This is a genomic window from Flavobacterium sp. I-STPP5a (assembly GCF_009764685.1).
Taxonomy (GTDB): domain Bacteria; phylum Bacteroidota; class Bacteroidia; order Flavobacteriales; family Flavobacteriaceae; genus Flavobacterium.
The window spans coordinates 45901-65991 of record NZ_VHLM01000023.1 but is presented as its reverse complement, the minus strand read 5'-3'; the positions used below and the strand labels follow the sequence as shown (position 1 = coordinate 65991).

At 33.9% G+C, this 20091-nt stretch carries 15 protein-coding genes; 14 read left to right on the top strand and 1 reads right to left on the bottom strand.

Annotated features, from left to right (window positions below; translation table 11 throughout):
- Positions 1–12: 12 nt before the first annotated feature.
- The 9 genes from FJV36_RS05770 to queG all read left to right on the top strand — a co-directional run bounded on the left by FJV36_RS05770 (position 13) and on the right by queG (position 12044).
- Positions 13–3069 (top strand): TAT-variant-translocated molybdopterin oxidoreductase, encoded by a 3057-nt coding sequence (locus FJV36_RS05770; RefSeq protein ID WP_158727833.1) that lies wholly within the window; start codon positions 13–15, stop codon positions 3067–3069.
- Between the two features lie 37 nt (positions 3070–3106).
- On the top strand, positions 3107–4510 hold the full coding sequence (gene nrfD / locus FJV36_RS05765; protein WP_144889577.1) for an NrfD/PsrC family molybdoenzyme membrane anchor subunit: 1404 nt from the start codon (positions 3107–3109) through the stop codon (positions 4508–4510).
- A complete protein-coding gene (locus tag FJV36_RS05760) occupies positions 4503–5027 on the top strand; it encodes a DUF3341 domain-containing protein (RefSeq protein WP_144889575.1) in 525 nt (174 codons plus the stop codon). Before nrfD ends, FJV36_RS05760 begins: the two co-directional genes overlap by 8 nt.
- 8 nt (positions 5028–5035) lie before the next feature.
- A complete protein-coding gene (locus FJV36_RS05755; protein ID WP_158727832.1) occupies positions 5036–5581 on the top strand; it encodes a cytochrome c in 546 nt (181 codons plus the stop codon).
- A 27-nt stretch (positions 5582–5608) separates the two neighbouring features.
- The gene (locus tag FJV36_RS05750; RefSeq protein ID WP_158727831.1) at positions 5609–6991 is read left to right on the top strand and encodes a quinol:cytochrome C oxidoreductase; all 1383 of its coding nucleotides are present in this window, start codon (positions 5609–5611) and stop codon (positions 6989–6991) included.
- 19 nt (positions 6992–7010) lie between these two features.
- Positions 7011–8165: a cytochrome c oxidase subunit II gene (locus tag FJV36_RS05745; protein ID WP_158727830.1), complete on the top strand. Its 1155-nt coding sequence runs from the start codon at positions 7011–7013 to the stop codon at positions 8163–8165.
- A gap of 28 nt (positions 8166–8193) precedes the next feature.
- A complete protein-coding gene (locus tag FJV36_RS05740; RefSeq protein WP_158727829.1) occupies positions 8194–9990 on the top strand; it encodes a cbb3-type cytochrome c oxidase subunit I in 1797 nt (598 codons plus the stop codon).
- A 90-nt stretch (positions 9991–10080) separates the two neighbouring features.
- Positions 10081–11103: a Holliday junction branch migration DNA helicase RuvB gene (ruvB, locus tag FJV36_RS05735; protein WP_158727828.1), complete on the top strand. Its 1023-nt coding sequence runs from the start codon at positions 10081–10083 to the stop codon at positions 11101–11103.
- A gap of 20 nt (positions 11104–11123) precedes the next feature.
- Complete coding sequence (gene queG, locus FJV36_RS05730; RefSeq protein ID WP_199251029.1) at positions 11124–12044, top strand: tRNA epoxyqueuosine(34) reductase QueG; 921 nt, start codon at positions 11124–11126, stop codon at positions 12042–12044.
- 3 nt (positions 12045–12047) lie between these two features.
- Here queG and FJV36_RS05725 read toward each other — a convergent pair whose 3' ends face one another.
- A complete protein-coding gene (locus FJV36_RS05725; RefSeq protein ID WP_158727827.1) occupies positions 12048–13076 on the bottom strand; it encodes a LacI family DNA-binding transcriptional regulator in 1029 nt (342 codons plus the stop codon).
- 158 nt (positions 13077–13234) lie between these two features.
- Between FJV36_RS05725 and FJV36_RS05720 the strand changes: the two genes are divergently transcribed.
- The 5 genes from FJV36_RS05720 (at position 13235) to FJV36_RS05700 (ending at position 19954) form a co-directional block, all read left to right on the top strand.
- Positions 13235–15859 (top strand): TonB-dependent receptor domain-containing protein, encoded by a 2625-nt coding sequence (locus FJV36_RS05720; protein ID WP_158980908.1) that lies wholly within the window; start codon positions 13235–13237, stop codon positions 15857–15859.
- A 91-nt stretch (positions 15860–15950) separates the two neighbouring features.
- On the top strand, positions 15951–17327 hold the full coding sequence (locus tag FJV36_RS05715; RefSeq protein ID WP_158980906.1) for an MFS transporter: 1377 nt from the start codon (positions 15951–15953) through the stop codon (positions 17325–17327).
- The gene (locus tag FJV36_RS05710) at positions 17327–18502 is read left to right on the top strand and encodes a fructofuranosidase/invertase (RefSeq protein WP_158980904.1); all 1176 of its coding nucleotides are present in this window, start codon (positions 17327–17329) and stop codon (positions 18500–18502) included. Before FJV36_RS05715 ends, FJV36_RS05710 begins: the two co-directional genes overlap by 1 nt.
- Positions 18503–18506: 4 nt before the next feature.
- Complete coding sequence (locus tag FJV36_RS05705) at positions 18507–19442, top strand: carbohydrate kinase family protein (protein ID WP_158980902.1); 936 nt, start codon at positions 18507–18509, stop codon at positions 19440–19442.
- A gap of 86 nt (positions 19443–19528) precedes the next feature.
- Positions 19529–19954 carry a CBS domain-containing protein gene (locus FJV36_RS05700; protein ID WP_158727822.1) on the top strand — a complete coding sequence of 142 codons (426 nt, stop codon included), beginning with the start codon at positions 19529–19531 and terminating at the stop codon, positions 19952–19954.
- Positions 19955–20091 lie beyond the last annotated feature (137 nt).

Here is a 20091-nt window from a genome sequence, read left to right as displayed (position 1 = left end):
TAATATTTATATATGTCATCAAACAAAAAATACTGGAAAAGTGTTGAGGAACTAGACCAAAATAGTTCTATTGTTGAGGCGCTAAGAAATAACGAATTTGTTGAAGAAATTCCTACTGATGAATTTTTAGGAAATAGTGATGCATTATCATCTTCTTCAACATCACGTCGTGATTTCTTAAAGTACGTTGGTTTTAGTACTGCTGCTGCTACTTTGGCAGCATGTGAGGGTCCTGTTAATAAATCAATACCATACGTTCTTCAACCTGAGCAAATTATTCCTGGAGTTGCGGATTATTACGCTACTTCAGTTTTTGACGGATTTGATTTTGCAAATCTTTTGGTGAAAACCAGAGAAGGACGTCCTATTAAGATTGATAATAATACTATTGCTGGAGCTAAATTTACAGCAAATGCAAGGATTCATGCTTCTATCTTATCGTTATATGATAGTATGCGTCTTAAAGAACCAAAGATTGAGGGGAAAGATTCAACTTGGTCAGCTGTTGATGCTAAGATTAAATCTAGTATTGCAGATGCAAAAGCTAAAGGAGGACAGGTTGTTCTTTTAACAAATACATTAGCAAGTCCTTCTACTGAAAGATTGATTTCTGAATTCGTTTCAAAAAATCCTAATTCTAAGCACATAATTTATGATGCGGTGTCAGAGTCTGAAGCTCTTGATGCAGTTGAATTAGTTTATGGTGAAAGAGCATTAGTGGATTATGATTTTTCTAAAGCTTCTTTGATTGTTTCTGTTGGTGCTGATTTCCTTGGAGATTGGCAAGGAGGAAGTTTTGATACTGGTTATGCCAAAGGTAGGATACCAAAAGCTGGAAAAATGTCACGTCATTTCCAATTAGAGTCTAATATGACTTTATCTGGTGCTGCTGCTGACAAGCGTTTGCCAATGTCTGTTTCAGCCCAAAAGCAAGCTTTAGTTCACATATATAATATTGTAACAGGTTCTGCTGTTTCAGTTAAACTTGAAGATAAATTTAAATCAGAAGTTACCAAAGCTGCACAGCAATTAAGAGCAGCAGGAAGTAAAGGTGTTTTAGTTTCTGGAATTCAAGATAAAAATGCTCAATTACTAGTTTTGGCTATTAATCAAGCTCTTGCTAGTGAGTCATTTGTTAACGCAGGTTTAAGACAAATTAGAAAAGGTTCAGCATCTAATGTATCTCAATTAGTAGCTGATATGAAAGCTGGTAAAGTTCATACTCTTATTATGAGTGGTGTGAATCCTGTATATACTTTATCAGATAGCGTAAGTTTTCAAGAAGGTTTAAAAAAGGTTAAAACATCTGTAGCATTCTCTTTGAAAGAAGATGAAACTGCTTTGTTGTCTACAGTAGCTGCTGCTGTTCCTCATTATTTAGAATCTTGGAATGATTTAAGTCTGATTAAAGGAACTTATTCTTTGACTCAGCCAACTATTCGTCCGCTTTTCAATACAAAACAATTTCAAGATGTTTTGTTATCATTAAACGGAACTGCAGGTTCTTTTTATGATTATATTAAAAATACTAGTTCTTCAATTATTTCAGGATCATCTTGGAATAAAGTATTACATGATGGTGTTTTTGTTTCTAGTGTGCCAACTTTAGGTTCGGGAAGTGCTGATTATTTAGCTGCTGCAAATGCATTAGCTGCTACTAAGTTGTCTCAAGGTCTTGAGTTAGTATTGTATACTAAAACAGGTTTAGGTGATGGTCAGCAAGCAAATAACCCATGGTTACAAGAGTTTCCAGATCCTATTACAAGAGTGTCTTGGGATAATTATGTAACTGTATCTAATGCTGATGCAGTTAAGTATGAGCTGTCTAATGAGATTGTTGCTAACGGAGGTTTAAACGGAAGTTATGCTACAATTACGACAGCCGATGGATTGAAACTTGAAAATGTACCTGTAATTGTGCAGCCTGGTCAAGCAGTTGGAACTGTTGGTTTAGCTTTAGGTTATGGTCGCAAAGCTGCTTTGAAAGAAGAAATGATGGTAGGTTTAAATGCTTACTCTTTATATAAAGGTTTCAATAATGTTCAATCTATTACCTTAGCGAAAGCTGACGGAGAACATGAATTTGCTTGTGTTCAAGGTCAAAAGACATTAATGGGTAGAGGTGATATTATTAAAGAAACTTCTCTTGAAATCTTCAACACAAAAGATGCTCATATTTGGAATGAACAACCGATGGTTTCTTTGGATCACAAAGAAGTAGAGGCAACTAAAGTAGATTTATGGGATTCATTTGATCGTTCAACAGGTCATCATTTTAATCTTTCAATTGATTTAAATGCTTGTACCGGTTGTGGAGCTTGTGTTATCGCTTGTCATGCTGAAAATAATGTTCCTGTCGTAGGTAAATCTGAAGTTAGAAGAAGTCGCGATATGCACTGGTTGCGTATTGATAGATACTATTCATCAGAAAGTACTTTTGAGGGAGATAATGAAAGAAAAGAAAATATTGCTGGTTTAACAAGTTCTTTGTCTACATTTAACGAAATGGAAAAAGCAGGAGATAATCCTCAAGTTTCTTTCCAGCCTGTTATGTGTCAGCACTGTAACCATGCACCTTGTGAAACTGTTTGTCCAGTTGCTGCAACTTCACACTCTCGTCAAGGTCAAAATCACATGGCTTATAACAGATGTGTTGGTACGCGTTATTGCGCTAACAACTGTCCTTATAAAGTACGTCGTTTTAACTGGTTCTTGTATAACAAAAACAGCGAATTTGATTATCATATGAATGATGATTTAGGTCGTATGGTTTTAAACCCAGATGTTAATGTTCGTTCAAGAGGTGTTATGGAGAAATGTTCTATGTGTATTCAAATGACACAAGCAACTATCCTTAAAGCTAAAAGAGAAGGAAGACCAATTGTTGATGGCGAATTCCAAACTGCATGTTCAAATGCATGTTCTACAGGAGCTATGATTTTTGGAGATGTAAATGATAAAGATGCTGAAGTTGCAAAACTTGCTGCTGATGATAGAATGTATCATTTATTAGAACATGTTGGAACTAAACCTAATGTGATTTATCATGTTAAAGTTAGAAATACTTAGTACAAAAAAAATTAATTAAGAATCAATATAAAGGATTATGTCGTCTCACTACGAAGCAACCATTAGAAAACCCTTAGTTATAGGTGATAAAACTTATCATGATGTAACTGTAGACGTAGCCGCACCCGTTGAAGGTAAGGCAAATAAACATTGGTGGATTGTATTTTCAATTGCATTAATAGCCTTCCTTTGGGGACTTGGGTGTATCGTATACACTGTATCTACAGGTATTGGTACATGGGGTTTAAACAAGACAGTAGGTTGGGCTTGGGATATTACTAACTTCGTTTGGTGGGTTGGTATTGGTCACGCTGGTACACTTATATCAGCTGTACTTTTGCTTTTCCGTCAAAGATGGAGAATGGCAATTAACCGTTCTGCTGAAGCAATGACTATTTTCTCTGTTATTCAGGCAGGTTTATTTCCAATCATTCACATGGGTCGCCCTTGGTTGGCTTACTGGGTTTTACCAATACCAAATCAATTTGGTTCATTATGGGTAAATTTTAATTCACCATTACTTTGGGACGTATTTGCGATCTCTACTTATTTATCTGTATCATTAGTTTTCTGGTGGACAGGTTTATTACCAGATTTCGCAATGCTTAGAGATCGTGCTGTAACTCCTTTTAACAAAAGAGTTTATTCAATTTTGAGTTTTGGTTGGAGTGGTAGAGCAAAAGATTGGCAACGTTTTGAGGAAGTTTCTCTTGTTCTTGCTGGTTTAGCTACACCTCTTGTGTTGTCAGTACACACTATTGTATCGATGGACTTTGCTACCTCGGTTATTCCAGGTTGGCATACCACTATATTTCCTCCATACTTCGTTGCGGGAGCCGTTTTCTCAGGATTTGCGATGGTAAATACTTTGCTTATTATTATGAGAAAAGTTTCTAATCTTGAAGCTTATATAACTGTTCAGCATATCGAATTGATGAATATTGTAATTATGATTACAGGTTCTATTGTTGGTGTTGCTTATATCACTGAGCTTTTCGTTGCATGGTATTCTGGAGTAGAGTACGAACAATATGCTTTCTTAAATAGAGCTACTGGACCTTACTGGTGGGCGTATTGGGCAATGATGACTTGTAATGTGTTTTCACCTCAGTTTATGTGGTTTAAAAAATTACGTACTAGTATTATGTTTTCATTCATAATATCAATTGTTGTAAATATTGGAATGTGGTTTGAAAGATTTGTAATTATTGTTACCTCTTTACATAGAGATTATTTACCATCTTCATGGACTATGTTTTCACCTACCTTTGTTGATATTGGTATCTTCATTGGTACAATTGGTTTTTTCTTTGTGTTGTTCCTACTTTATTCAAGAACTTTCCCGGTTATTGCACAAGCTGAAGTTAAAACAATTTTAAAAGCAACTGGAGATAATTACAAACGCGCAAGAGAAGCAAATAAAGATTCACATCATGAGTAATAAAGTAATATACGCCATTTATAATGACGATGATATTTTGATGGACGCAGTAAAGAAGACTAGAGCAGCTCATCATCATATTGAAGAAGTTTTTTGTCCATTTCCTGTTCACGGTTTGGATAAAGCTATGGGAATAGCCCCTACAAGATTAGCTATTTGTGCTTTCTTGTATGGATGTGTTGGAATTTCAGTAGCAACAGCTATGATGAATTATATTATGATTCAAGATTGGCCTCAAGATATTGGTGGTAAGCCTAGCTTCAGTTATATTGAAAATATGCCTGCATTTGTGCCAATTATGTTTGAGCTTACTGTATTTTTTGCAGCTCACTTGATGGTTATTACTTTTTATATGAGAAGTAAATTATGGCCTTTTAAAGAAGCTGAGAATCCAGATGTAAGAACTACAGATGACCATTTCTTAATGGAAGTTGCTGTACATGATAACGAAGAAGAATTAGTTTCTTTTTTTCAAAATACAGGTGCGGTTGAAGTTAAAGTAATAGATAAGCATTAATTATAGTTATGAAAAGCATATATAAAATAGCACTATTATTTGGTATCGTAATTTTAGTTTCATCTTGCCATGATAATAAGGCACCGAACTATCAGTATTTTCCAAATATGTATGAGTCTTTAGGTTATGAGACCTACTCAGAGTCGGATGCGTTTAAAAATGGTCAAGAAGCACAGTTACCTGCAAAAGGTTCGTTGAATAGAGGTTTTGTACCTTACGAGTATGAAAATACTACGGCTGGTTATGAATTGGCTAAAGCCAATTTGAAATCTCCCCTTGATTCTTTAGGTAGAGATCTTGAGAAAGGTAAAGCACTTTTTGAAATTTATTGTATTAGTTGTCATGGTGCATCTGGTAACGGTAAGGGTAAATTAGTTGAGCGTGAAAAATTTCTAGGAGTGCCTAGTTATAAAGATAGAGTTATTACTGAGGGTAGTGTATTTCATGTTATAACTTATGGTTTGAATTCAATGGGTTCGCATGCAAATCAGTTGAGTCCCCAAGAACGTTGGTTAGTTACTGACTATGTTCTGAAACTAAAAAGTGAATTATAATTGTTGAACAAACTGATCGTAATAGATATGTATACATTTTCAAGTAAATTAAAAACTATTTCTTTTGTCTTAATGGCCATTGGTTTATTAGGTATAGGTTATGGTTTTTACACTGCACCAAAAGATATTAAAGAAGTTGAAGAGCTTCTTACTGCTGATAGTCATGGTACACACGCTGTTCAAAAAGAACATGAAAGTTCTAATGAATCAAATGCTCATGAAGCGCATGGTTCAAGGGAGGAAAGTCATGCTGAAGCTAGTTCTTCTTCACAAGAACATGAAGTTTCTTCAGTTGACGAACACACTGAGCATTTAAATCATGTATTGCATCAATTGCAAAATAAGCCATGGTCTGCTTTGTATGTAGCTTGTATATTTTTTATGCTTGTGTCATTAGGTGTTTTAGTTTTTTACGCAATCCAACAAGTTGCACAGGCGGGTTGGTCCCCTGTTCTCTTCAGAGTTATGCAAGGTATTACATCTTATTTGCCTGTTGGAGCTGCTATTTTCTTTGTTTTGTTAATTTTGTGTGGTTTGCACTTTAATCATATGTTTATATGGTTGGACCCTGAAGTTGTTGCTACAGACAAATTAATTGCTAATAAAACAAGTTTTTTAAATTTCCCGTTTTGGATTGTTAGAGCGGCGATATTTTTGACAGGTTGGTCCCTATATCAATTTTATTCAAGAAAAAATTGTCTTGCACAAGATGAGGCATCAGATGATTTATTGTACAAGAAAAACTTCAAGCTTTCTGCAATGTTTCTTGTCTTTTTCATAGTTTCTGAGTCTATAATGTCATGGGATTGGATTATGTCAATTGATCCGCACTGGTTCAGTACTTTATTTGGTTGGTATGTTTTTGCAAGTTTCTTTGTTAGTGGTGTTACTACAATAGCTTTAATTACATTGTATTTAAAGTCAAGAGGTTATTTGGAGTTTGTAAATAACAGTCATATACACGATTTAGCTAAATTTATGTTTGGTTTAAGTGTTTTTTGGACATATTTATGGTTTTCACAATTCATGTTAATTTGGTATGCTAATATTCCTGAGGAGGTAACGTATTTTATAACTAGAATTCAGTTGTACAATCTTCCATTCTTTGGTGCAGTTGTCATGAATTTCTTATTTCCTTTGTTGATATTAATTAATACTGATTTCAAGAGAATATCTTGGGTAATTGTAATGGCGGGTGTTGTAATCTTGATGGGTCATTATTTAGACTTTTTCAATATGATTATGCCTGGAACAGTTGGAGATAGTTGGTTTATCGGCGTTTCGGAGATAGCTTCAATACTTTTCTTTCTTGGTTTATTTATATATGTGGTATTTACTGCCTTATCAAAATCACCATTGCTAGCAAAAAGAAATCCGTTTATTGAGGAAAGTAAACATTTTCATTATTAATTTTTAAAGAAAAAAACAGATGACAAGTTTGTTAGTAATTATAGTTTTAGTTTTATTAGCTGTTGCTTTATGGCAATTGACTAAAATCTTCGACCTAACGCAAGTTGGATCTACTTCGGTTAATACAGAAATCGCTACTGATAACGATAATAATGTACAAGGTTATTTGATGTTTGGTTTTTTAGGTTTTATCTATATTTTTACCATTTTTGGTTTAATTAAGTGGGGTCCTTTAGTACTTCATACGCCTGCTTCCGCGCACGGTGGTCAAGTTGATAATTTAATGAACATTACTTGGGTATTAATTTTTATCGTTCAAGCGATTACACAAGTTTTAGTACATTACTTTGCTTTTAAATATCGTGGTAAAGAAGGTCAAAAGGCTTTGTTTTTTGCTGATAATAATAAGTTAGAGGCTGTGTGGAGTATAATTCCTGCAGTAGTGTTAGCTGGTTTAATCTTGTATGGTTTATATGCTTGGACTAATATTATGTTTGTTGACGAAGATGAAGATACAGTTGTTATTGAACTTTATGCGCAACAATTTAATTGGAAGGCAAGATATTCAGGTGAAGATAATGTTCTTGGTAAAGCTAATGTTCGTTATATCGAGGGAGCAAATGCTGTAGGTATTGATTTAGCTGATCCTTATTCACAAGATGATGTTGTAGTTACTGAATTGCATATCCCTAAGGGAAAAAAGATTCTTTTTAAAATGCGATCTCAAGATGTTTTGCACTCTGCTTATATGCCACATTTTAGAGCTCAAATGAATTGCGTTCCAGGTATGGTGACACAATTTGCTTTCGAGCCTATTTATACTACGGCTGAGTATAGAGAATTGCCTTTTATGGTTGAGAAAGTAGCTAATATTAATGCTTTAAGAGCTAAGAAAAGTGAGGCGTTAGTTGCTAAAGGTGAAACGGCTCTTGATCCGTATACTTTTGATTATCTTCTATTATGTAATAAAATTTGTGGTGCATCACACTACAATATGCAAATGAAGATTATTGTTGATACTCCAGAAGATTATCAAGCATGGTTAAAAGATAAAGTAACTGTAGTAAATGAAGTTAAAGCTTCATTAGCTGCTCCTGCTGCAACAGGTGATGCAAAAGCAGTAGACAGTAGTAGTGCAAAAAAAGATGAAGTTGCTGCAATGGCAGCTAAATAATTATTAAGAAAATTTAAAGTATAAATATATGTCAGCAGAAGGTCACGATCACGCTATGGATCACGAACACGAACACCACCACAAAGACACTTTTATTACTAAATATATTTTTAGTATAGATCACAAAATGATTGCTAAACAATACCTGATAACAGGTATTATTATGGGTATCATTGGTGTTGGTATGTCGATGTTGTTTAGAATGCAACTAGCATGGCCAGAAGAATCTTTTAAAATATTCAATATTTTATTGGGTGATAAGTTTGCTCCTAATGGAGTCATGGCAAATGATATTTACCTTGCACTTGTTACAATACACGGAACCATAATGGTTTTCTTTGTACTAACTGCGGCGTTAAGTGGAACTTTTAGTAACCTTCTTATTCCACTTCAAATTGGTGCAAGAGATATGGCCTCAGGTTTTATGAATATGGTATCATACTGGTTATTTTTCCTTTCTAGTATCGTAATGATTTCGTCCTTATTTGTTGAAGCAGGTCCTGCTTCGTCTGGTTGGACAATTTATCCGCCATTAAGTGCTTTACCGCAAGCTATTCCTGGATCAGGTATGGGTATGACACTTTGGTTGGTTTCTATGGCATTGTTTATTGCTTCTTCTTTGATGGGGTCTTTAAATTATGTTGTTACGGTTATTAACTTAAGAACTAAGGGTATGACTATGACGAGGTTGCCTTTGACTATCTGGGCATTCTTTGTTACTGCGATTATTGGTATCGTTTCGTTTCCAGTACTTTTATCAGCTGCTTTATTGTTGATTTTTGATAGAAGTTTTGGTACTTCTTTCTTCTTATCGGATATTTATATAGCTGGTGAAGTATTACATTATCAAGGTGGTTCTCCTGTTTTATTTGAGCACTTGTTTTGGTTCCTAGGGCATCCTGAAGTTTATATCGTATTATTACCTGCTTTAGGTATTACATCTGAAGTTATTGCAACGAATTCACGTAAACCAATTTTTGGTTACAGAGCGATGATTATGTCAATTCTTGCAATTGCGTTCTTATCAACTATTGTTTGGGGTCACCACATGTTTATCTCAGGTATGAATCCGTTCTTAGGTTCAGTGTTTACTTTTACAACTCTTTTAATTGCAATTCCATCTGCGGTAAAAGCATTTAATTATATTACTACCTTATGGAAAGGTAACTTACAGCTTAATCCAGCTATGTTATTTTCAATAGGGTTGGTGTCAACTTTCATTACTGGTGGGTTAACGGGTATTATTCTTGGAGATAGTACGCTAGATATTAATGTTCACGATACTTACTTTGTAGTAGCTCACTTTCACTTAGTAATGGGTATTAGTGCTCTTTATGGAATGTTTGCTGGTATTTACCACTGGTTTCCAAGAATGTTTGGAAGAATGTTGAATAAGAATTTAGGTTATATTCACTTCTGGGTAACTGCTATTTGTGCTTATGGTGTATTTTTTCCAATGCATTTTATTGGTCTAGCAGGTTTGCCAAGACGTTATTATACGAATACTAACTTTCCTTTATTTGATGACTTACAAAACGTGAATGTTTTAATTACAACATTTGCTCTTATAGGTGGTGCGTTTCAATTGATTTTCTTATACAATTTCTTTAGTAGTATTTTCTACGGTAAGAAATCTGTTATGAACCCTTGGAAATCGAACACATTAGAATGGACGGCTCCCGTTGAGCACGTACACGGTAACTGGCCGGGTGAAATTCCTGAAGTTCACCGTTGGCCATATGACTACAGTAATCCAAATCATGAAGAGGATTTTGTACCACAAAATGTACCAATGAAACCTGGTGAACAGGTTCTTCATCACTAGAATTTAAGCCTCTACAATGTAGAGGCTTTTTTTTGTTCATTTTATTTGGTGAAGTCTTTTCTTGATGATCCTCTTTATTATCTTTGTACAATGAATGAAAATCTAGATCCTACTGCAAATAATTATAATATTGAAGATTTCGATATCGAAAGAAAGCTTCGTCCTTTATCCTTTGATGATTTTGCTGGACAAGATCAAGTTTTAGAAAATCTAAAGGTTTTCGTGCAAGCAGCCAACCAGAGAAATGAAGCTCTTGATCACACTCTTTTTCATGGTCCTCCGGGTCTTGGAAAAACCACTCTTGCCAATATACTTGCTAATGAATTACAAGTAGGAATAAAGATAACTTCTGGACCTGTACTTGATAAGCCTGGTGATCTTGCAGGTTTACTCACTAATCTTGAGGAACGCGATGTGCTTTTTATTGACGAAATTCACAGGCTTTCGCCTATTGTTGAGGAGTATTTGTACTCTGCAATGGAAGATTTCAAAATTGACATTATGATTGAATCTGGGCCCAATGCACGCACAGTACAGATCAATTTGAATCCTTTCACCCTTATTGGTGCAACCACCCGTTCTGGGCTGCTTACGGCGCCTATGAGAGCTAGATTTGGAATATCTTCTCGTCTTCAATATTACACTACCGAATTGCTGACTACTATTGTTGAGAGAAGTGCAGCGATTTTTAAAATGCCAATTTCTATCGAAGCAGCTATTGAAATTGCAGGTAGGAGTAGAGGTACACCCCGTATAGCCAATGCTTTGCTAAGACGTGTACGTGATTTTGCTCAAATAAAAGGAAATGGTTCTATTGATATTGAGATAGCTCGTTACGCATTGAAGGCATTGAATGTAGATGCTTTTGGTTTAGATGAAATGGATAATAAAATTTTGAATACCATTATTGATAAATTTAAAGGAGGTCCTGTTGGTTTGAGTACTCTTGCAACTGCAGTTTCAGAGAGTAGTGAAACTATTGAGGAGGTTTATGAACCTTTTTTAATTCAAGAAGGTTTCATTATGAGGACTCCCAGAGGTAGAGAGGTTACTGATAAAGCGTATAGGCATTTAGGTAAAATTAAAACGAATATTCAGGGTGGTTTATTTTAGAATTTTTTAAAAGTACAATTATTCAAACTAGATCGAATTATACAAATTTTATTAAGGACGAGGCTTCTAGACTTGGTTTCATGTCATGCGGTATTTCTAAAGCTCAGTTTCTAGAGACTGAAGCTCCACGTCTGGAAAAATGGCTTAATTTAAACCATCATGGAAAGATGTCTTACATGGAAAATAATTTTGATAAAAGATTAGATCCTACTCTTCTTGTTGAAGATTCAAAAAGTGTTGTCTCATTATTACTTAACTATTATCCTAATGAATTTCAAAACGAAGAGAGTTTTAAAATTTCGAAGTATGCCTATGGTTTAGACTACCATGACGTCATAAAAGGAAAATTGAGAGAGCTTATTCATTCTATTCAAACTAATATTGGTGCCGTTTCTGGACGTGCTTTTGTAGATTCAGCTCCTGTTTTAGATAAGGCTTGGGCAGCAAAAAGTGGTTTAGGGTGGATAGGTAAAAACAGTAACCTATTGACTAAAAAAGTAGGTTCCTTTTATTTCATTGCCGAGTTAATAATAGATTTAGAATTAGAGTATGATTCGCCCACTACAGACCATTGTGGTGCCTGCACTGCATGTATTGATAGTTGTCCTACTAATGCTATTGTTGCTCCTTATGTAGTTGATGGAAGTAAATGTATATCCTATTTTACAATTGAATTAAAAGTGAATATCCCGACGGAGTTTAAAGGAATGTTTAATGACTGGGCTTTTGGTTGTGATGTGTGTCAAGACGTTTGTCCTTGGAATAAATTTTCAAAGCCACACAGTGAACCTCTTTTTAATCCAAATCCAGATGTATTGGCGATGTCTAAAAAAGACTGGATAGAAATAACAGAAGAAACATTTAAAGTTGTTTTTAAAAATTCTCCTATTAAACGTACAAAGTTTGCAGGAATAAAAAGAAATATTGATTTTATACAGTAGAAACTATTTTTTTTTAGTTGTAGATTCTCTAGCAATCACTTTCGTTTCGAGTTCTATTGTTCTTGGTGTAAAAGGAATTTCTTTTTTGTGACAATTCATTTCTTCTAATAATAATTTAAAAGAAGCTACTCCCATTTCATGACTAGGTTGGTCAACTGTACTAAGTTTAGGGGTTAGCACTTGAGACATAAACCAATTACTGAAGCCTATAACGGCAACTTGTTCTGGAATTTTTATTCCAATATCATTAAAATAAGAAAGTACACCAACGGCAACAAGATCTGTGATGGCAAATATTCCCTCAACATCAGGATGGTCAATCATAATTTGTTTTGCGAAATCTATTCCTTCTTGAAAAGTTACTTTTTCACAAGTATATACTAAAGAAGGATCAAAGGGAATGTTGTTTATTTCTAATGCTTTTTTATAGCCAATAAAACGATCAATAGCATTTTGTGGGTTTAAGGGACCTCTGATGTGTGCAATTTTTCGGTATCCGTTGTCTATTAAATGTTGAACCGCATTTCTGGCCGCAATTTGATCGTTAATAATCACCTTTGAACTGTGAATCAACTTTGCAATTTTATCAAATTGTACAAACGGAATCTTACGTGCAATAATTTCCATAAGATGGCTGTCATCGTTTGATTCATTTGAGAGTGAAATAATTATTCCATCAACTCTTTTATTAATAAGCAAAGCAACTTGTTTTTTTTCTAATTCTAAAGATTCATTTGACTGCAGAATGATGACTAGATAACCATTTTTTTCAGCTTCAGCAACAATCCCGTTTATAACATTTGAAAAGAAATGATGAACAATTTCCGGAATTATTAAGCCAATGGTTTTTGATTCTTTTGTTCTTAGATTGACAGCAAAAGAATTTGGACTGTAGTTGAGTTCTTTTGCTAATGAAATGACCGCTTCTTTTGTCTTTAAACTAACGTCTGGGTAATCTTTTAATGCTTTAGAAACAGTGGTGATGGATATGCCCAATTTTTCTGCAATTTCTTTAAGAGTAGCTTCTTTCATTAAACAAATATGGGGAAATATTTTTTTATATCAAATCGAAAACGTTTTCGGTAATTCGAAAACGTTTTCGTTTGCGGTATTCGTTATTTTAGTTCTTTATAATTATACATTTGATAATTAAACCAAATAAAAGTTATTAACTAATTTATTTTAAGACCATGAAAAGATTTATTTTATTAATCAAGCAAATAGGGATTATTGTAGCATTACTACTATTTAATCTTTCTTTTGCGCAAAATTCGACCGTTGCAGGAGTTGTTTCGGATGTTAATGGAGCACCAATACTAGGTGTTAATATTTTAATTAAAGATTCCTCAAAGTCAGTTGTTACAGATATTGATGGAAAATATAATTTTTCAAATCTTAAAAATGGAACTTTTGATTTTATTGCTTCATACATTGGATATAAAAATGTTATGTTTAAAATTGAAGTAAATGGAAATGTGATTAAGAATATAACTTTAACCGAAGATAATAATGTGCTTGATGATGTTATTATTACAGGTGTAGTTAATCCTAGAACAAAAATTAAATCTAGTGTTTCTATTACTTCAATAAATACAAAAGAAATAGAGCAGTCTGCACCAAGATCTACTGCTGAGATTTTTAGAACAATTCCAGGAATACGCTCAGAATCATCTGGAGGAGAAGGAAATTCAAATATATCAGTTCGTGGTGTGCCAATATCATCTGGAGGTTCTAAATATTTGCAAATTCAAGAAGATGGCCTTCCGGTATTATTATTTGGAGATATTGCTTTTGCAACGGCTGATATCTTTACAAGATTTGATGGTAATGTGGCAAGAATTGAGGCTATTCGTGGAGGTTCAGCTTCAACATTATCTTCTAATTCTCCTGGAGGAATTATCAATTTCATTAGTAAAACTGGGAAAACTGAAGGAGGAACTATGAGTACTACTTTTGGACTAGATTATGAAAATTTCAGAACAGATATTGATTATGGGGCTAAAATAGGTGATGGATTGTATTTTCATGTAGGTGGTTTTTATAGAACAGGTGAAGGCGTTAGAAAAACGGGTTTTAATAGTAATAATGGTGGCCAAGTAAAATTCAATATTACAAAAGAGTTTGAAAAAGGATCAGTAACAGTTTATGCTAAATTTTTAAATGATAGAGCAGTAGCATATATGCCAATGCCTGTTCAGGTTTCTGGAACAAATGCTAATCCAAAGTGGACGAGCGTAGATGGATATGATGCTACTAGAGGATCAATGCAATCTATTTATTTAAACCATAATGTAGGGCTTGGGACAGATGGAAATGTAAGAAGAGAAAAAGTTGCAAATGGAATGCACCCTATTTCAAAATCTATAGGTGCTAGTGCTACTTTTGATTTAGATAATAACTGGAAAGTTTCTGATAATTTACGTTATTCTGCAAACAGTGGTGGTTTTATATCTCCATTTCCTGCTGAATTGGGTACAGCTACTGCTATTGCAAATTCTTTTGGTGCAGGCGCTACGCTAAGTTATGCAAATGATGGGACAGCTTTTAATATTCCAAATGGATTAGTTGCTAGAGTTCATATGTTTGATACACAATTGAACGACATGAGTAATTTTATGAATGATTTGAGATTGACAAAGAAAATAGATAATTTAGGTGTTACTTTTGGATTTTTCAAATCGATGCAAAATGTTTCAATGTCTTGGTTATGGAACTCTTACTTACAAGAAGTATCAGACAATAATCCGCGTTTAATTAATGTAAAGGATGTTAACGGAAATCTATTATCTGAAAACGGACTCTATGCTTATGGAACTCCTGCTTGGGGTAATTTAGCTAGAAATTACGATACGCAGTATAACGTATCTGCACCTTACGTAAATGTTTCATTTGATTTATCTAAAAACCTATCTTTTGAAGGTGGGGTACGATATGATAACGGAAAAGTTACTGGTTCTTTTACAGGCGGGACAGCAACAAGTTACGACATCAATAATGACGGAATATTATCAGCACCGGAGAACAATGTCTTTGCTGTGAATACTGCAAATGATACTCCAGTTAATTATACTTACGACTATTTTTCATACACGTTAGGAGGGAACTATTTGTTAAATGCGAAACAATCACTATTTGCTAGAGTTAGTAGAGGTGCATCTGCAAAGGCTGATAGAATTTTATTTAATGGCTTGGATTATTTAGATGGAGATAAAATCAACGCGTTGGATTTTTTAATGCAATCCGAAATTGGATACAAACAAAAAATTAATAAAGGATATGTTTATGCAACAGCTTTTGGTTCTAAAACTGATGAGCAAGCAGGTTATGAGGCTGGAGCAAATGTAATTAGACAAAATAATTACAAATCTTTAGGTTTAGAGCTTGAGTCAGCATATGATTTATCAGATAATTTAAACCTTAGAGGTTCAATGACGTATACTAAAGCGGAAATAACATCAGGTGCAGATAAAGGAAATGAGCCAAGAAGACAGCCTAAATTGATGTATGGTGTAATGCCAACGTTTAAATTTATGGATAAGAAAAATACTTTAGGTCTAAGTTTTATTGGTCAGACTAAAGCTTTTGCTCAAGACTCAAATCAACTTGTAATGAATGGTTTTGTAATTGTAAATGGTTTTGTAGAAGTTGGTTTGACAAAAGGTTTATCAGTGAATCTATCTGGTAATAATATTTTCAACTCATTAGCAATTACAGAGGCAGAAGAAGGAAATATAACTGAGAATACAGTAAACTATGTAAGAGCAAGGTCATTGACGGGAAGATCAATTTCTATGGCTTTGTCATATAGATTTTAATGAAATGTTTCATGATTAATTAGTGATTAGACAATTCCTGTATTTTTAAATATAGGAGTTGCTTTTTTTAATTTAAAAAAAGAATAGGAGCATGTTTAAAAAGGTAAAACTTAATTTTTGGCAAATATGGAACATGAATTTTGGGTTCTTTGGAATTCAATTCAGTTTTGGGTTGCAACAAAGTAACATGAGTGCAATTTATAAATATCTAGGAGCTGATGAAGGTAGCTTACCGATGTTGTGGCTTGCTGGTCCTATTACCGGTTTGATAATTCAGCCAATTGTTGGGGCGATTAGTGACGGCACTTGGTCACCAAAATTTGGTCGCCGAAAACCATTTTTCCTTATTGGAGCTTTAATCTCAAGTTTTGCATTGCTGGTAATGCCTTTTTCTAATTCTATTTTTATGGCAGCAAGTTTGCTGTGGATTTTAGATGCTGCAAATAATTTGGCCATGGAGCCATATCGTGCCTTTATAGCCGACAAATTAGATCAAAAACAACAATCATTAGGTTTTTTGATGCAAAGTTTCTTTACAGGATTAGGTATAACATTGGCTAATTTTACCCCTGCTATTTTAGTGGCTTTTGGAATTCTGGCAATTACGGATAAATTATCAAATGGGATCCCAACGTATACTTATTGGGCTTTTTTCATTGGAGCTTTTGCTGCTATTGTTTCGGTTTTGATTTCAGTTTTTACAACAAAAGAATATCCACCCACTGAAGAGGAGTTAGCAGTAATTAAAGAAAAGAAGAATCAAAATATTTTTAAAACGGTTTTAGTAGACATTGTAATGGCTTTCCGTACCATGCCCTTAACAATGAAACAATTAATACCGGTTAAATTCTTTACTTGGTACGCCATGTTTTGTTACTGGCAATACATCACATCCACACTTTCAATTTCTATTTTTAAGACTACAGACCAAGCATCAGAAGGGTTTTCTCAAGCTCAATTGTTGACTGGCAGTTTAAATGGAACCTATAATATCATTTGTTTTATGGTTGCTTTTTTACTGGTTCCTTTAGCTCTTAAAATCGGGGCAAAAGGAGTTCATTTTTTCGCTTTATTATTGGGCGGAATAGGTTTATTAAGTATTCCATTTTTAAACAATGTAGATGTTCTATTTGTAATGCACAATCCGTTTGGAGAAAACGTAGCCGTAACAACCATCTTTTTATACTCATTTGGTTTAGGGATTTCGTGGGCTTCTATGATGGCTATGCCTTATCAGCTTTTGGCTGGCTCTATTCCAAAAGATAAAACGGGTATTTATATGGGTATTTTCAACATGTTTATTGTTATACCAATGGCGATTCAAGTCTTGACCATGCAATACTTTGTATATGATTTATTAGGAAGGAATCCATTGAATGTGATTAAACTAGCAGGTGTCTTTTTAATTTTAGGTGCAGTTTTCACTCTTTTTATAACTGTTAAAAACCGAAAAGAAGCTATAGTATAATGGAAAATATAGATTATAAAAAAGCAATTGAACTATTACATAATGCTTCGTCTAAAGAAGGATTTTTAGCAAGTGCTCAAAACATTTCAAATTACAAAAGAGTTTGGGCTAGAGATGGAGTTATTTGTGGTTTAGCAGCATTAGCCTCTTCCGATGAAAATTTGATTGAGACCTTTGCTGATACATTAGAAACATTAGCAAAAAATCAGCATCATAACGGTACAATTCCTTCAAATGTAATGATAGATGGAGATAATGTAGAAGTGAGCTATGGAGGTTTAGCAGGTAGAGTTGATGCAGTAACATGGTTTATTATTGGTGTTTGTCAATTCGCTTTTTATAAAAAGGACCACGCATTCATTCAAAAATATGAGAGTAATATTCAAAAGTGTTTACAGCTTTTAGAAGCTTGGGAATTTAATAATAAACATTTGCTTTATGTGCCTCTTTCTGGTAATTGGGCTGATGAATACATAACAGATGGGTATGTGCTGTATGATCAATTATTGAGAGTATGGGCTCTTAAAAGTTATAATTATTTTTGCAAAAGTGATTTGATAGCAAGTAAAATTGAACAAATTACGCAACAGTTAGTAATTAATTTTTGTCCAAACTCAGTTGGAGAGAAATACCACGAAAGAGCATACAAGGAAGCTAATATTCAAAATTTCATGCCTTGTTCGTTTTCTCCAGCAGGTTATAAGATGCAGTTTGATGCTTTTGCTAATTCCTTAGTACTACTCTTAAAGATTGGAACTCCTACACTTCAAGAAGATGTAGTGTCGTATTCATTAGGGTTGAAAAACAAAATGCCATTAAAGTTGCTGCCTGCTTTCTGGCCGCCAATAAAAGAGAATGACCCTGACTGGAACTTGCTTAAAAATAATTATAAATACGAATTTAGGAACTTTCCAAACGAATTTCATAATGGCGGAAGTTGGTCTATGGTTAATGGTTTTTATGGACTCGCCTTGTTATCTTCTGCAAAAAAAGAAGAAGCTATAGAAATACTTCAAGCTATAAATGCTATTAATAAAATTGATAATTATAGTTTTTACGAAAATTTCAATAGTAAAACCCAATTGCCTAATGGAGTTTTATATTGCACATGGAGCGCAGCTGCAACTGTAATGTTGCATCAAAGTATTTACAGTGATTTTAAATATTTAGTTTAAAAAAATGAAAAAATCTATTGATATAATTTGTATTGGGGAAGTTGTAATTGATTTTATAGGTCATCAAATTGACACTTCAATTAATAGAACTAAAGATTTCCATCGATTTTTAGGTGGATCCCCTACAAATGTTGCTGTTAATGCAACAAGATTAGGCTTGAAATCAGCTTTAGTAGCCACTTGTGGTCAAGATGGATTAGGAGAGTATATCGTTCGTAAATTGAAGGCTAATAATGTCATTACTTCTTATGTTAAAAAAATTGATGATAAGCCAACTTCGGTGATATTTGTTTCTAAATCTACGGGAACCCCTGATTTTATTCCTTTTAGAGAAGCTGATTCTCAAATTTACCCGGATCAAATTACAGATGATTTACTCGAAAAAGCCAAAATTTTTCATACAACTTGTTTCGCATTAAGTAAAGAACCTGCTCGCACCACCATTCTTGAAAGCGCTAAAAGAGCAAAGCAATTGGGATTGAAAACAAGTATCGATATTAATTTTTCGGAACGAATTTGGAAGGATAGAGAGGAAGCTAAATCGGTGCTGAAAGAGTATTTAGCAACGGATCCATTAGTAAAACTAAGTGAGGATGATTGCTACAGGCTGTTTTCAGAAGCAAAAACCGAAGATTTTATTTTTGAATATTTTCATGACCTAGGTGCTTCCACAATTTGCTTGACAAAAGGAAAAGAAGGAGTGGTTTTGTCAGACAAAGAGTTTGGGCTTTTTCATCAGGAATCAATTCCAGTTCTAGAAATAAAAGATGCCACAGGTGCTGGTGATGCATTTTGGACAGGCTTTTTGTATGCGCAACTTTTGAATAAAAATTTTAATGATACTATTACGATAGCTCAAAAACTTGCAGTTCTTAAATTGCAAAATGTCGGCAGACTTCCTACTAATATTGATATTGGTTCGTTTATCGAATTAGAGTAGCTACCTGGCAAAAGATATTCTTACTACAATTTATATCCTTTTATGTTTATTTTTTATAACTTTATCATCCACTAAATGAATTGATTATGACAGTAAACCAAATTTTAAGCACAAAAGGGAAAGAGGTATTCTCTATACTATCAACCCATACAGTCTACGAAGCTCTGACCATTATGAGTGAAAAAAACATTGGAGCCATCCTCATTATTGAAGACACAGAGCTAAAAGGAGTTTTATCAGAGCGGGATTATGCTAGGAAAATTGTTTTAAAAGCAAAATCTTCAAAGAAAACATTTGTTCATGAAATTATGGAGACAAATGTGGTGACCGTAAAACCAACAGATAATTTGGATTTTTGTATGGAGTTAATGAGTACAAAAAGAGTACGTCACTTGCCCGTTTTAGAGAATGATATTGTAATAGGAATTATATCCATAAGCGATGTTGTAAAAGCAATAATAGAGTTGCAAAAAGATACTATACAGCATTTAAATACCTATATTACACAGTAAATAAATATTTTATAACATTGATATAGCTGCATTTATATGCGGCTATATTAGTTTACAAGATAATAAAAGAGCCCAAAATTTGAAAAGAATAGTATAAAAGCTGACTTTTTAAACCAAGTCTTCTATCTTTGTGTTAT

Excerpts from the sequence above, each read along its gene's own strand:
- FJV36_RS05705 (WP_158980902.1), top strand. The coding sequence starts at position 18,507 with ATGAAAAAATCTATTGATATAATTTGTATTGGGGAAGTTGTAATTGAT.
- FJV36_RS05725 (WP_158727827.1), bottom strand. The coding sequence starts at position 13,076 with ATGAAAGAAGCTACTCTTAAAGAAATTGCAGAAAAATTGGGCATATCC.
- FJV36_RS05710 (WP_158980904.1), top strand. The coding sequence starts at position 17,327 with ATGGAAAATATAGATTATAAAAAAGCAATTGAACTATTACATAATGCT.
- FJV36_RS05755 (WP_158727832.1), top strand. The coding sequence starts at position 5,036 with ATGAAAAGCATATATAAAATAGCACTATTATTTGGTATCGTAATTTTA.
- FJV36_RS05740 (WP_158727829.1), top strand. The coding sequence starts at position 8,194 with ATGTCAGCAGAAGGTCACGATCACGCTATGGATCACGAACACGAACAC.
- FJV36_RS05760 (WP_144889575.1), top strand. The coding sequence starts at position 4,503 with ATGAGTAATAAAGTAATATACGCCATTTATAATGACGATGATATTTTG.
- FJV36_RS05750 (WP_158727831.1), top strand. The coding sequence starts at position 5,609 with ATGTATACATTTTCAAGTAAATTAAAAACTATTTCTTTTGTCTTAATG.
- FJV36_RS05715 (WP_158980906.1), top strand. The coding sequence starts at position 15,951 with ATGTTTAAAAAGGTAAAACTTAATTTTTGGCAAATATGGAACATGAAT.
- FJV36_RS05745 (WP_158727830.1), top strand. The coding sequence starts at position 7,011 with ATGACAAGTTTGTTAGTAATTATAGTTTTAGTTTTATTAGCTGTTGCT.
- nrfD (WP_144889577.1), top strand. The coding sequence starts at position 3,107 with ATGTCGTCTCACTACGAAGCAACCATTAGAAAACCCTTAGTTATAGGT.
- ruvB (WP_158727828.1), top strand. The coding sequence starts at position 10,081 with ATGAATGAAAATCTAGATCCTACTGCAAATAATTATAATATTGAAGAT.
- FJV36_RS05720 (WP_158980908.1), top strand. The coding sequence starts at position 13,235 with ATGAAAAGATTTATTTTATTAATCAAGCAAATAGGGATTATTGTAGCA.
- FJV36_RS05700 (WP_158727822.1), top strand. The coding sequence starts at position 19,529 with ATGACAGTAAACCAAATTTTAAGCACAAAAGGGAAAGAGGTATTCTCT.
- FJV36_RS05770 (WP_158727833.1), top strand. The coding sequence starts at position 13 with ATGTCATCAAACAAAAAATACTGGAAAAGTGTTGAGGAACTAGACCAA.